This is a genomic window from Rhodococcus sp. NPDC057014 (assembly GCF_042673295.1).
Classification (GTDB): domain Bacteria; phylum Actinomycetota; class Actinomycetes; order Mycobacteriales; family Mycobacteriaceae; genus Rhodococcus_F.
Genome location: NZ_JBHUSF010000070.1, coordinates 20049 through 33717 on the forward strand (window position 1 = coordinate 20049; position 13669 = coordinate 33717).

Genomic DNA, 13669 nt, shown 5'->3' on the forward strand with positions numbered 1-13669 from the left:
TCGCCTATTCGACGGCGCCCGCCGAGCGCAGTTTCCCGATGGCGGCCGCGTCGTAGCCGGCTCGCGCGAGGATCGCGTCCGTGTCCTGCCCCGGCCGCGGGGCGGGACGGGGAACCGGCGCCGGGGTGCGGCTGAAGCGCGGCGCCGGCGCGGGCTGGCGGATGCCGCCCACCTCGACGAACGTCTCTCGCTCCGTGTTGTGGGGATGCTCGTGCGCCTCCCACGGCGAGAGGACCGGCGACACGCACGCGTCGGAATCGGCGAACAGCGCCGCCCATTCGTCCCGCGGGCGGGTCGCGAACATCTCCGCGAGCCGCGCCTTCAGTTCCGGCGCCGCATCGAGGTCGTACTGCAACGGCAGCTCCTCGCCCGACAACCCGAGCACGTCGAGGAGTTCGCCGTAGAAGTGCGGTTCGACGCAACCGACCGCCACGTGCAGGCCGTCGGCGCATGCGTAGGTGTCGTAGAACGCGGCGGCCCCGTCGAGGACGTTCTGCCCGCGACCGTCCTGCCACAGCCCGGCGGCGTTCATCCCGTGAACGAACGCCGTCAGCAGCGCGGCGCCGTCGACCATGGACACGTCCACCACCTGACCGCGGCCCGACCGCGTGCGCTCGTGCAGCGCGGCCAGGATTCCCATCGTCAACATCAGACCCCCACCGCCGAAGTCGCCCAACAGGTTCAGCGGCGGCACCGGCCGCTCGCCGGCGCGCCCGATCGGGTCGAGCGCGCCCGCGAGCGCGATGGAGTTGATGTCGTGCCCGGCCCGCGGTGCGAGCGGACCGTCCTGGCCCCAGCCCGTCATCCGCCCGTAGATCAGGGCGGGGTTGCGGGCCAGGCAGTCGTCGGGACCGATGCCGAGGCGTTCCGCGACGCCGGGACGGAATCCCTCGACGAGGATGTCGGCGTCGTCGACGAGTCGCAGCACCGCCTCGAGTCCCTCCGGGGTGCGCAGGTTCACCGCGATCGACCGTCGCCCGCGGTCGAGCACCCCCGACGGCGCCATCAACCCGGTGCCGCCGTCGCCGGCCCGTTCCACCCGGATCACGTCCGCACCGAGATCGGCGAGGATCATGCACCCGAACGGCGCGGGCGCGAGACTCGCGATCTCGACGACGGTCAGCCCGCTCAGCGGCCCGCCGGTCACGACACCCCCTGCACGTCGCGGGGCAGTCCGAGCATCCGTTCGCCGATCACGTTGAGCTGCACCTCGGTGGTGCCGCCGTAGATGGTGGTGGCGCGGCCGGCGATCAACTGCTCCATCGCCTTGTCGCTCGGCTCACCCGGAATGCTCACGGCGCCGGCGATACCGAGTTCGGCGACGACGAACTCCGCGATCGACTGTCCGAGCCCCATGCCCAGCAGCTTGCCGACGCTCGACGTGGTGCTCACGTCGGTCCCCGACAGTTGCTTCAGCACGATGCGGGAGCCGATCAGGTCGATGGCCTGGCTCTCCGCAACCAGTTCACCGACGCGGAACCGGCCCAGCGGGCCGAGGTCCCGGCCGCGGGCGAACTGCAGCAGATCCCTGTCGGTGGCGTAGGCCTCCATCTTCTGGCTCAGCGCCACCCGCTCGCCCGCGAGGGTCGTGCGCGCCACGTTCCAGCCGTCGTTCACGTTCCCGACCACGTTCTCGTCGGGGATGAACACGTCGTCGAGGAAGACCTCGTTGAACAGGGCCGACCCGGTCATCTCGCGCAGCGGCCGGACGGTCACGCCCGGCGTCGACATGTCCAGCACGAAGTACGTGATGCCCTCGTGTTTCGGCTTGGACGGGTCGGTGCGGGCGATCAGCATGGCCCAGTCGGAGAACTGCGCGACCGTGGTCCAGATCTTCTGACCGGTCACCTTCCAGCCGCCGTCGACCTTCTCGGCCTTCGTCGTCAGCGACGCGAGGTCGGAACCGGCGCCCGGCTCGCTGAACAGCTGGCACCACACCAGGTCTCCCCGCAGGGTGGGGACGGCGAGATCCCGTTTCTGCGCGTCCGTGCCGTGGGCGACGACAGCCTGCACCGCCCAGCCGCCCATCAGCAACTGCGGCATCGGGATGCCCGCCGCCGTGATCTCCTGCGCGATGACGATCTGCTCGAGCGGGGACGCGCTGCGCCCGTACGGCTTTGGCAGATGCGGCTGCACCCAGCCGCCGTCGCCGAGCGCGATCAACTGGTCGTCCTCGTCGAGGCCGACCAGCGGGGCGAGTGCCGCCCGCACCTCGGCGCGGATCGTCTCGGCCTCGGCCGGCAGTTCCAGTTCGGACGTGCGGGCCGTGCCGGCGAGCGACTGGTCGGCGACGCGGCCCGCACGCTCCTCTCGGGTGCCGAGGAGCCCCCGGATCGCCAGTGCGCGGCGGTAGTACAGGTGCGCGTCGTGCTCCCAGGTGAATCCGATTCCGCCGTGGACCTGGATGCAGTCCTGCGCGCACTGCACCACGGCGTCCGGGACGACGACTGCGGCGATGTCCGCGGCGAAATCGGCGGTGTCGTCGTCGTTGTCGAGGGCGGACGCGGCGTCCCACAGCACCGCGCGCGCCTTCTCCAGCGCGATGCCCATGTGTGCGCACTTGTGTTTGACGCCCTGGAACTGGCCGATCGGGCGCCCGAACTGCACGCGGGTCTTCGCGTACTCCGACGCGGTGGACACGCACCAGGACATCACGCCGATCGCCTCCGCGCCGAGGACGACGGTGGCGACGGACCGGACGCGCTGCTCGGTGAGCCCGTCGAGGATCCGGTCGGTGCCCACCCGGACGTCGTCGGCGGTGATCCGTGCCGAGCCGCGGAGCACGTCGATGCCGTCCTGCACCGTGACGGTGACGTCCGCGGAATCGACGACGGCCCAGCGGACGTCGTCGCCGACGGCGATCGGGAGCAGCAGGGTGTCGGCGTGTTCGCCGCCGAGGACGGCGTCCGCGACACCGGTGACGCGGTATCCGCCGTCGTGCGCCGCCGCGTCGAGCGGGCGGCCCAGCGCGACTGCGGCGGTGCGTGATCCGTCGAGGAGACCGGGGAGCAGTTCGATGCCGACCTTGGAATCCGCGGCCGCCACGAGGGCGGCGGACAACGCGGTCGGGACGAACGGGCCCGGAGCGACCGTGCGCCCCAGTGCCTCGAGCGCCACCGCCAGTGTGAGGAGCCCGGCGCCGTGACCGCCCTTGTCCTCCGCGACGTGCAGACCCAGCAGATCCTGGCCGGCCAGCGCATCCCAGAACGGCGGGAACTTGTCCTCGCTCGTGGACTCGACCGCGGACCGGACGTGATCGGAGGTGATGGTGCGTTCGGCGAAGGAGCGGACCGAGTCGGCGAGGGCCCGATGCTCCTCGGTCAGCCCGAGCCCGAGCTCGTACGTGTTCTTGGCCATGTCGGAGCCCTTCAGCCGAGTCGGTCGGCGAGGTCGGCGACGGTCCACGGGCCGTCGCTCTCGATGGTCGTGACGTCGTGCCAGCCGGCGAGTTCGGAGATGGCCCCGCCCTGCACGGCGAACACCTTGCCGGTGATCTTGCAGTTCGCGTCGGCGAGCCGGGCGACGAGCGGGGAAATGTTGGCGGGGCTGAACGCGTCGAACTCGCCCTCCGGCACCTCCTCGGCGAACAGCGCGCCCATACCGGGGGTGGCCAGTGTGAGCCGGGTGCGGGCGATCGGGGCGATCGCGTTGACCCGTACGCCGTAGCGCTCGAGTTCGTCCGCGGCGACCAGGGTGAGTGCGGCGATACCGGCCTTCGCGGCGCCGTAGTTGCCCTGACCGGCGTTGGGCATGAACGTGCCGGACGCCGACGCGGTGTTGATCACGGACGCGTTCACGGTGTCGCCCGCCTTGGTGCGTGCCTTCCAGTACGCGGCCGCATGGTGCAGCGTCGCGGCGTGGCCCTTGAGGTGCACGGCGATGACGGCGTCCCACTGACTTTCGGTCATGCCCGCGATGAACGCGTCCCGCAGGATGCCCGCGTTGTTGACGAGGACGTCGAGCCGGCCGAACTCGCTCACGGCCTGGCTCACGAGCGCTTCGGCGCCGTCCCAGGACGCGACGTCGTCGGTGTTCGCGACCGCCCTGCCGCCCGCGGCGACGATCTCGTCGACCACCTGCTGCGCCGGGCCGGCGTCCGCACCGGTGCCGTCGTTGGCGCCGCCGAGGTCGTTGACGACCACGGCAGCGCCCTCACGTGCGAAGAGCAGTGCGTGCTCCCGGCCGATTCCGCGTCCGGCGCCGGTGACGACGGCAACCCGTCCGTCGAGTGTTCCCATGTGCGTACTCCTAGGTTTCTGTGTCCGCGATGACGGCGAGGCCGTCCTTGATGACGAGTTCGTCGCCGACGGCGGTCTCGTAGGCGTACGACACCGCCCCGCCGGTGGATTCGGCGACCTGCCGGAACTGCGTGGCGATGTCCTGTCCGGGCAGTACGGGTTTCGCGAACCGCACCGCGAGACGGCGGAGGCGTTCGACCCTGCCGTCGGCGAGTTCGGTGAGCGCCGCCCACGACGTGAACGCCATGGTGCACAGGCCGTGGTTGATGATTCCGGGAAGACCGGACATCCGGGCGATCTCGTCGTCGAGGTGGATCGGCATCGGGTCGCCGGAGGCGGGCGAGTACCGGAATGTCTGGTCCTCGTCGATGTGCTGGGTGATCGACGCGGCGGGTGCCTGCCCGCGGAGGGTCTCGTCGAATCGGTGTGCGGGCGCCTGTTCGCCGAGGCCTGCTCCCGCGTCGACCTTCCGGAAGAACGCGGTCATCCACTGCTCGTTGACCAGTTCGCCGTCGTCCGTGACGGTTTCGACGTAGACGACGACGGTGGATCCGTTTGCGCGACCCTCGAAACCGATCGGCTTCGCACGAACCACGAGGTTGTCGCCGGGCCGGATCGGGCGGTGGAAATGGAAATCCTGCTCGCCGTGCACGAGTTTCATGAGCAGTTCGACCGGGGCGACGGACAGTGCGGCCGGCGCCATCGACGTGAACGCGGGGACCACGGCGAACACCGGGGGAGCGACCTCGCCCGCGAGGTGGCGGTCGATGGGATCGTTGGTGGCCGCGGCGTAGTCGGCGATGCGCTCGGCGGTGACCTCGAACCGTTGCGGATCGGTCCACTCTCCGAGGCCGCTCGTGTCGAATTCGACTGTGGGGGTGGTCATGCGCGGATCAGCCCACCATGTCGGCGAACCCCGCGAGGGACGCCTCCAGATCTGCCTTGGCGTTCTTGGCGACGGCCTTGCCGATGGGGCCGACGATCATGGTGCCGGTGAAACTCGCGTCGATGATCGCCGTGGATGCGGCGCCGTCCGCTTCGACCTTCAGGGTGAATTCGACGGTCACGCCGGCCATCCCGGTGCCGGAGATCTTCACCATCTCGGGCACCTGCACCTCGGTGACGGTCCACTCGATCTTGTTGGCCATGCCCATCACGGAGACGACCTCGGTGAACTTCGATCCGAGTGCCACCTCGGTGGGGATCTCGCTCTTCCAGGACTGGTGGATGGTGAGCCACTCCTCCCAGCGGGACAGGTCGGACAATGCGTCCCATGCCTTGTCGGGGGAGGCGGGAAGGGACGCTGCGACGGAAACGGAAGCCATGATGTTCTCCTGGTGCTCGAGGTGAAAGGGACTGTGGAAGAGGAAGTGTCAGAGTGCGCGGTAGGCGGTGACCACGACGGCGCCGCCGAGGCCGATGTTGTGTTGCAGTGCGACCGCGGCGCCGTCGACCTGCCGCTTGTCGGCCGTGCCCCGGAGTTGCCAGGTGAGTTCGCTGCACTGGGCGAGTCCGGTGGCGCCGAGCGGGTGTCCCTTGGAGATGAGGCCGCCGGACGGGTTGACCACCCAGCGGCCGCCGTACGTGGTGTCGTCGTTGTCGACGAGTTTGCCGCCCTCGCCCTCGCCGCACAGGCCGAGCGCCTCGTACGTCAGCAGTTCGTTGGTGGAGAAGCAGTCGTGGAGTTCGATGACGTCGATGTCGTCCGGGCCGATGCCTGCCTGTTCGTACACCCGGGCCGCGGCCGTGCGGGTCATGTCGGCGCCGACCAGGCTGATCGCGCTGCGGTCCTCGAACGTGCTCGGGAGGTCGGTGACCATGGACTGGCCGACGATCTCCACGGCCTGCGCGGCGAGGTCGTGCTCGTCGACGAACTTCTCGCTCACCACGACGACGGCGCCGGAGCCGTCCGAGGTGGGGGAGCACTGCAGTTTGGTGAGCGGCCCGTAGATCTGCTTCGAGCCGAGGATCTCGTCGAGCGTGTATTCGTCCTGGAACTGGGCGTACGGGTTGTTCTGTGAGTGGCGGTGGTTCTTCACGCCGATCCTGGCGAACTGTTCCGCCGTGGTCCCGAACCGTTCCATGTGCTCCTTGCCTGCGGCCCCGAACATGTACGGGGCGGGCGGCATCGCGAACTCCTGCAGTTCGGCGAGCGCGAGGAGGTGACGCATCATCGGCTGTTCCCGGTCGTCGTACGTGGACCCGAGCGAACCGGCCTGCATCTTCTCGAAGCCCAGCGCGAGCGCGCAGTCGACCTGACCGCTGCGGACCGCCTGGGTGGCGAGGAAGAGCGCGGTCGATCCCGTCGAACAGTTGTTGTTGACGTTGACGATGGGGATGCCGGTGAGGCCGAGTTCGTAGACGGCCCGCTGCCCGGACGTCGATTCGCCGTACACGTAGCCGACGTACGCCTGCTCCACGAGGCCGTATTCGACGCCCGCGTCCTCGAGCGCGCGGCCGCCCGCCTCCCGCGCCATGTCGGGGTAGTCCCACTCGCGTGCACCCGGTTTCTCGAATTTCGTCATCCCGACGCCGACGACGAACACCCTGTTACCCATTGCGGCTCCCTGAGTCCGGAAAAATGTGTGTGTGACACCCTGTCTCACCAAAGTATGTGAGACGTCCTGTCCAGTCAACAGTCGGATGGGTAACGTATGAGCGATGCCGGACAAAGTGGAAACCGCCGCGTCGCCCCAGGGTGACGGCCGCGCCACGCGCTGGGAGGACCACAAGGCGGAACGCCGCAGCCGGATTCTCGACGCCGCGATGGAGGCCATCAACGAGGACGGCCCCGACGTGGGCGTCCAGCAGATCGCGAACCGCGCCGACGTGCCGCGGTCGGTGGTCTACCGGATCTTCACCGATCGCGGCGACCTCGACGAGCAGTTGCGCGGCCGCATCATCGAACGACTGATGGCGGACCTCGCACCCACGTTGACCCCCGAGGGGACCGTCGGCGAGGCGATCGCCCGCGCGGTCGAGACGTACCTGCGGTGGATCGTGGAATACCCGCGACTCCACCAGTTCCTCGGCACCGGATCGCCGAGCAGGCGCACCACCGGCTCGCGCGTGGTGACGGGCACGAAGACCGCGATCGCGCTCCAGCTGTCGGGCCTGCTCGCGACGGTCCTCGACGCGGTCGCCGGCAACTCCGACCTGGCCGAGTCGCTGGCGTTCGGGTTGGTGGGACTGGTCGACGCCAGCGTCAACCGGTGGCTGAGCAACCCCCAGTCGGCGCTCGGCAGCGACGACCTCGCCGAGTTCCTCGAGGTGTCGATCTGGCAAGTGCTGCACGGCAATCTGACGCGGATCGGCGTCACCATCGACCCGTCGACCCCGGTGTCGGAACTGCAGTAGTCGGACGGGTGTGGCCAGCTACCATGGCTTCCATGCCCTCCCGGCGAGGTTCACCGGCCGCTTCCGAGCAGGCCTGGGTGTCGGACACGGCGGTCGGCGACGCCGTCGCGCGCTTCGCCAGTGCCTGGGAGTCCTCGTCGTCCGCGCCCGATCTGGTCGCCTACCTGCCCGCGTCCCCGGCCCTTCGCCGGGTCACGCTCATCGAACTGATCAAGGTCGACCTGGAGAAGCGCTGGCTGCGCGGCGACCACCCGAAACGGCTGGCGCAATACTGCGAGGAACTGCCCGAACTACGACGGTGGCCGCTGCCACCGGACCTGCTGTACGAGGAATTCCACATCCGGCGGCGCAGCGGCGAGTCGGTCGAGGCGAACGAGTACACGCTGAGCTTTCCGGCGCAGGCGGGCGAACTCGAAGAACTGCTCGGCACCGGCGAATACCAGAGCACCCTGCTCCACCGCGGGGAGCAGGCGTCGACGGTGTCCGCGGGGAACGCCGGCGCGCTCGACGATCTCGAGGTCGGCAGGCGAATCGACGACTTCGACCTCGTGACCCTCCTCGGCCGGGGCGCGTTCGCGCGGGTGTTCCTCGCCCGGCAGCGGTCGCTGCAGAGGATGGTCGCGGTGAAGATCTCCGAGGATCACGGCACCGAACCGCAGACCCTGGCCCAGTTCGACCACGACTACATCGTCCGGGTCTTCGATCAGCGACTTCTCGCGGGCCGCGACCTGCGCCTGCTGTACATGCAGTACGTGCCGGGGGGAACGCTGCTCGACGTGGTCGGGCGGGTGCGGGAGACGCCGCCGGAGGCGCGCAGCGGCGCCGTGCTGCTGGACGCGATCGACCGCGCCCTGGTCGGCAGGGGCGAGATCCGGCCCAGCGAATCTCCTGTGCGCCAGGAGATCGCGACGCTGACGTGGCCCGAGACGGTGGCCTGGCTCGGCCGGAGGCTGGCGCAGGCGCTCGACTACGCGGGCGCGCACGGCGTGCTGCACCGCGACGTCAAGCCGGCCAACGTGCTGCTGACGGCGGAGGGCGCCCCGAAGCTCGCCGACTTCAACATCAGTTTCAGCGGCAACCTCGCCGGTGCCAGCCCGGTCGCCTACTTCGGCGGCTCGCTCGCCTACATGTCCCCGGAGCAGCTCGAGGCGATCCACCCGGCCCGGCCCGGCACCCCCGCCGACCTCGACACCCGCAGCGACCTGTACTCGCTCGCCGTCGTCCTGTGGGAGTTGCTGACCGGCGCAAGACCTTTCGACGACAGTGACGCCGAGTTGCACTCCCGCCCGCCCGGCGACCGCACCACCCTCGACGCGATGCTCGCCCGGCGCCGGGGGCACGACGAACCGGCCGCAGGCGAACTGCCCGCCGACTGCCCGAACGCGTTGCGGCGCGTGCTGCTGAAATCGCTGGCGCCGGACCCGAAGGACCGGTACTCCTCCGGCGCCGAACTCGCCCAGCAACTCGACGTCTGCCTCGACGCGCACGCCCGCGATCTGGTCGACCCGCCGCCGGGGAGCTGGCGCCTGCGGATGCGCCGGTGGACGCACCCGATCATGTTCCTGGCCATCGCCGTTCCCAACTTTCTGGCCATCCTCTACAGCTACCACCACAACAGCGCCCTGATCATCAGCAAGCTGCCGCCCGGCGCGCAGGAGAACTTCGTGCGGATCACCCGGATCGACTACACGATCGCATTCCTCATCGGGACCGCGGGCACCGTGTCGATGGTGATCTACCTGACGGTGGTGGCGGCCGGTCTGCGGCGGGGGCGGGTGTATTCCGGCGCTCAACTCGCCCGCGCCCGCAAGGACACCCTGCTGCTCGGGCAGCGGTGCGCCCTGCTGTGCCTCGGGCTGTGGGTGGTCACCGGCATCATCGTGCCGATCACACTGGAGGTGAGCGGCAGTGAGGTTCCGTGGAACACCGTCGTCCACTTCACCGCGTCCCAGCTGGTCTGCGGGGCGATCGCCGTGGTCTACCCGTTCTTCTTCGTGAACTTCTACGCCGTGCGCTGCCTCTACCCGGTCTTCCTGCGACACGGCGAGATCAGCGCCTCGGACGCCCGGATGCTGGGACGGCTGGGGCGGCGCAGCACGTTCTTCCTCGCCGCGGCCGCCGCCGTGCCGCTGCTCGGGGTCGCGGGTGCCACGTTCATTCCCCCGGAGGACATGCCCCGCGTCATCGTCGCGCTCCGCGTCCTGTGCGTCGGCAGCGTCGTCGCGTTCCTGGGCGCCTACTGGATGTTCCGGATGCTGTCGGAGGACCTGCAGGCCCTGCAGCGCGTCGTGTCCGGAGCGCCGCGGCACGAGTGATCAGTTCGACCCCGTGAACGTCAGCCACAGTAGCGACACGTTGAGCACGACGATCAGCGACGCCGCCACCCACGCGGCGACCGTGGTGGCCGTCGCGTTGCGGTGGACACCCATCAGGTCGCGGTCCGACGTCATCCGCACGAGCGGGATCACCGCGAACGGGATGCACAGGCTGAGGACCACCTGACTGAGGACGAGCGCGAACGTGGGGTCGACGCCGGCAGCCAGCACGACCAGCGCGGGGATGAGGGTGACCACCCGTCGCAGCAGCAGCGGGATGCGCATCGACAGCAGTCCGTACATGATCTCGGAGCCGGCCGCGCAGCCGATCGACGTCGAGGCCAGGCCGGACGCCAGCAGGCCGACGGCGAAGATGACCGCGACCGTGGGGCCGAGCGAGTTCTGGATGGCGGCGTGCGCGCCGTCGATCGAATCGGTGCCGGGAATGCCGCGCAGGGCCGACGCGGCGAGCAGCAGCATGCCGATGTTCACCGCGCCCGCCACGATCAGCGCCCCGACCACGTCCCACTTCGTCACCCGCAGCAGTCGCGCGAGGCGGGGGCCTTCGAGGTCGTTCCCGTGCCGGTCGCGGGCGAGAGCGCTGTGGAGGTAGATCGCGTGCGGCATCACGGTGGCGCCGAGCATGCTTGCGGCGAGCAGTACCGTCTCGGTCCCTTCGAACCGCGGAACGAGACCGGCGAGTGCGTCCGGGCCCGACACGTCGGTGAACGCGAGGCCGGTGAGGAACCCGACGGTGATGATCGTGAGGAGCCCGATCACGACGAACTCGAACGTTCGCTGACCGCGACGGCTCTGGATCGACAGGATGCCCATCGACACGACGCCCGTGATGAGACCGCCGACGAACAGGGGGACGCCGAACAGGAGGTTGAGCGCGATCGCGCCGCCGATGACCTCGGCCACATCGGTGGCGATCGCCATCGCTTCCGCCTGCAACCAGAACGCACGGCGGTTGCCGGTCCGCAGACGCGTGCCCAGCATCTCGGGCAGCGATTTGCCGGTGACGAGGCCGAGCTTGGCGGACAGGTACTGCACCAGCACGGCCATGGCATTGGCGAGCACGAGGACCCAGACGAGCAGGTACCCGTACTTCGCGCCCGCGGTGAGGTTGGCGGCGACGTTGCCGGGGTCGACGTACGCGATGGCCGCCACGAAGGCAGGTCCGAGGAGCGCGACCGTCCGGAGACTGCCCTTGCGGGGCCTGCGGCGCGGGAGGAGAGGGCTGGGGGCCTCGATGCTCACGGAGCTCCTGATCGTGGTCGCGGGGATCTACCTGCTGATTCGTATCTCCGCACTATAGATTTAGGTGCATCGAACTTTCAAGCGCGGAACGTGGATCGACTCGGAATCGGCACGCCGGGGCAATATTGACTAGAACGTGTTCTAGCCACGGCGGAAGAGGAGTCCCGATGGGTCAGGTTCTCGACAGAATCGAAGCCGTCGCCGAGGAGATTCGCGGGCAGGCCGTCCGGTCGGAGGCCGACTGCCGGCTCACCGACACCGCCGCCGGCCTCCTGCGCGACTCCGGGGCGATCCGGTTGCTGCAGCCCAAGCTGTACGGCGGCCTCGAGGTGCACCCTCGCGAATTCGCCGAGACCGTGATGGGAATCGCCGCACTCGACGGTGCGAGCGGGTGGGTCGCCGGGATCGTCGGCGTGCACCCGTGGGAGCTGGCGTTCGCCGACCCGCGGGTGCAGGAGGAGATCTGGGGCGAGGACAACGACACGTGGATGGCGTCGCCGTACGCGCCCATGGGCGTCGCGACACCGGTCGACGGCGGATACGTCCTGAAGGGGCGATGGTCGTTCTCGTCGGGAACCGACCACTGCCAATGGGCGTTCCTCGGGGCGATGGTCGGCGACGGCGAGGGCGGCATCGCGCTGCCGCCGTCGTCGCTGCACGTGATCCTGCCGCGCACCGACTATCGGATCGTCGAGGACACGTGGGACGTCATCGGCCTGCGCGGAACCGGAAGCAAGGACCTGATCGTCGACGGTGCGTTCGTCCCGGGCTACCGGACGTTGAGCGCGTCGAAGGTGATGGACGGGCGGGCGCAGAAGGAGGCGGGCAGGCCCGAACCACTGTTCAACATGCCCTACTCCTGCATGTTCCCGCTCGGCATCACCGCCGCCGTCATCGGCATCACCGAGGGCGCGCTGGCCTGCCACATCGCGGTGCAGAAGAACCGCGTCGCCATCACGGGCCAGAAGATCAAGGAGGACCCGTACGTCCTCAGTGCGATAGGGGAATCCGCCGCCGAGATCAACGCGTCCCGGGTCTCCCTCATCGAGACCGCCGACCGGTTCTACGACAAGGTCGACGCAGGCAAGGAGGTCACGTTCGAGGAGCGTGCGATCGGACGCCGCACCCAGATCGCCGCGGCCTGGCGTGCGGTGCGTGCCGTCGACGAGATCTTCGCGCGCGCCGGCGGCGGCGCGCTGCACTACAAGACGCCGATGCAACGGTTCTGGCGGGACGCGCACGCCGGTCTCGCTCACGCCGTCCACGTGCCCGGACCCACCAACCATGCGAGCGCGCTCACCCAGCTCGGCGGCGAACCGCAGGGCATGATGCGCGCGATGATCTAGACGCCGGGAGGCCGGATCTCGGCCTCCCGGCATCGGATCAGACTGCGGCCGCGGCGAATCCGGTCTCGAGGTCGGCGAGGATGTCGTCGATCCCCTCGATGCCGACGGCGAGGCGAACCAGTCCGGGCGTCACACCGGCCGCGAGCTGCTCCTCCGGGGTGAGCTGCGAGTGCGTCGTCGACGCCGGGTGGATCACCAGCGAGCGCACGTCGCCGATGTTCGCGACGTGGCTGTGCAGGGTGAGCGCGTTGACGAACTTCTTGCCGGCATCGACCCCGCCTGCCAGTTCGAACGTCACGATCGCACCCGGACCCTTCGGGGTGAGCTGCCGTGCACGCTCGTGCCATGGCGAGGACGGCAGACCCGCGTACGCCACGGACGTGACCTCCGTGCGCGCCTCGAGGAACTCGGCGACCTTCTGCGCGTTGGCGACGTGCCGCTCCACCCGCAGGCTGAGGGTCTCGATGCCCTGGGCGATGAGGAATGCGTTGAACGGGGCGACCGCGGAACCGAGGTCGCGCAGCAACTGCACGCGCGCCTTCAGCGCGTAGGCCGGGGCGCCGAGGTCCGCGAACACGACGCCGTGGTAGCTCGGGTCCGGGGTGGTGAAGCCGCCGTGCCTGCCCTGGGTCCAGTCGAATGTGCCGCCGTCGACGATGACACCTGCGATCGCCGTGCCGTGACCGCCGAGGTACTTGGTGGCCGAGTGCACCACGATGTCCGCCCCGTGCTTCAGCGGCTGCAGCAGATACGGTGTGGCCACCGTGTTGTCGACGATCAGCGGGATCCCGTTGTCGTGGACCACCTTCGAGATTCCCGGGATGTCCAGGACGTGGTTCTTCGGGTTGGCGATCGTCTCACCGTAGAACGCCTTCGTGTTCGGGCGGACGGCGCTGCGCCACTGCTCGAGGTCGTCCGGGTCTTCGACGAACGAGACCTCGATGCCGAGCTTGGGCAGCGTGTAGTGGAAGAGGTTGTACGTGCCCCCGTACAGGTACGGGCTGGAGACGATGTGGTCGCCTGCCTCGGCGAGGTTCAGCACCGCAAAGGTTTCCGCGGCCTGCCCGGACGACAGCAGCAGGGCGGCGACGCCGCCTTCGAGGGCGGCGATGCGCTGTTCGACCGCGTCCTGGGTGGGGTTCATGATGCG

At 69.4% G+C, this 13669-nt stretch carries 11 protein-coding genes; 3 read left to right on the forward strand and 8 right to left on the reverse strand.

The features are described from left to right. Nucleotides 1–4 precede the first annotated feature (4 nt). From ACFTZB_RS16410 to ACFTZB_RS16435, 6 genes are read right to left on the reverse strand one after another with little or no spacing between them, the layout of a single operon-like run. The gene (locus ACFTZB_RS16410) at nucleotides 5–1147 is read right to left on the reverse strand and encodes a CaiB/BaiF CoA transferase family protein (protein WP_378432952.1); all 1143 of its coding nucleotides are present in this window, start codon (nucleotides 1145–1147) and stop codon (nucleotides 5–7) included. Next, on the reverse strand, nucleotides 1144–3357 hold the full coding sequence (locus ACFTZB_RS16415) for an acyl-CoA dehydrogenase (protein WP_378432954.1): 2214 nt from the start codon (nucleotides 3355–3357) through the stop codon (nucleotides 1144–1146). Before ACFTZB_RS16415 ends, ACFTZB_RS16410 begins: the two co-directional genes overlap by 4 nt. A gap of 11 nt (nucleotides 3358–3368) precedes the next feature. Next, nucleotides 3369–4238 (reverse strand): SDR family oxidoreductase, encoded by an 870-nt coding sequence (locus tag ACFTZB_RS16420; protein WP_378432955.1) that lies wholly within the window; start codon nucleotides 4236–4238, stop codon nucleotides 3369–3371. A 10-nt stretch (nucleotides 4239–4248) separates the two neighbouring features. Continuing rightward, complete coding sequence (locus ACFTZB_RS16425; protein WP_378432956.1) at nucleotides 4249–5124, reverse strand: MaoC/PaaZ C-terminal domain-containing protein; 876 nt, start codon at nucleotides 5122–5124, stop codon at nucleotides 4249–4251. Between the two features lie 7 nt (nucleotides 5125–5131). Further along, nucleotides 5132–5563 (reverse strand): SRPBCC family protein, encoded by a 432-nt coding sequence (locus ACFTZB_RS16430; RefSeq protein ID WP_378432957.1) that lies wholly within the window; start codon nucleotides 5561–5563, stop codon nucleotides 5132–5134. Nucleotides 5564–5611: 48 nt separating this feature from the next. Beyond that, the gene (locus ACFTZB_RS16435; RefSeq protein WP_378432959.1) at nucleotides 5612–6796 is read right to left on the reverse strand and encodes a lipid-transfer protein; all 1185 of its coding nucleotides are present in this window, start codon (nucleotides 6794–6796) and stop codon (nucleotides 5612–5614) included. Between the two features lie 103 nt (nucleotides 6797–6899). On the opposite strand from ACFTZB_RS16435, the gene ACFTZB_RS16440 reads away from it, so the two are divergent. Both ACFTZB_RS16440 and ACFTZB_RS16445 read left to right on the forward strand, forming a co-directional pair. Then, nucleotides 6900–7595: a TetR/AcrR family transcriptional regulator gene (locus ACFTZB_RS16440; RefSeq protein ID WP_378432960.1), complete on the forward strand. Its 696-nt coding sequence runs from the start codon at nucleotides 6900–6902 to the stop codon at nucleotides 7593–7595. A gap of 23 nt (nucleotides 7596–7618) precedes the next feature. Beyond that, entirely contained in the window at nucleotides 7619–9910 is a 2292-nt protein-coding gene (locus ACFTZB_RS16445; RefSeq protein WP_378432961.1) for a serine/threonine-protein kinase, read from the forward strand. Here the strand turns inward: ACFTZB_RS16445 and ACFTZB_RS16450 are convergent, their stop codons facing one another. After that, on the reverse strand, nucleotides 9911–11173 hold the full coding sequence (locus tag ACFTZB_RS16450) for an Nramp family divalent metal transporter (RefSeq protein ID WP_378432962.1): 1263 nt from the start codon (nucleotides 11171–11173) through the stop codon (nucleotides 9911–9913). A gap of 167 nt (nucleotides 11174–11340) precedes the next feature. Here ACFTZB_RS16450 and ACFTZB_RS16455 point away from each other — a divergent pair, with 167 nt between their 5' ends. Further along, a complete protein-coding gene (locus tag ACFTZB_RS16455) occupies nucleotides 11341–12519 on the forward strand; it encodes a hydroxylase (protein ID WP_378432963.1) in 1179 nt (392 codons plus the stop codon). Nucleotides 12520–12556: 37 nt separating this feature from the next. On the opposite strand, the gene ACFTZB_RS16460 is transcribed toward ACFTZB_RS16455, so the two are convergent. After that, nucleotides 12557–13669: bifunctional o-acetylhomoserine/o-acetylserine sulfhydrylase (locus ACFTZB_RS16460; protein ID WP_378432965.1), on the reverse strand; the 1113-nt coding region annotated here is incomplete at its 5' end.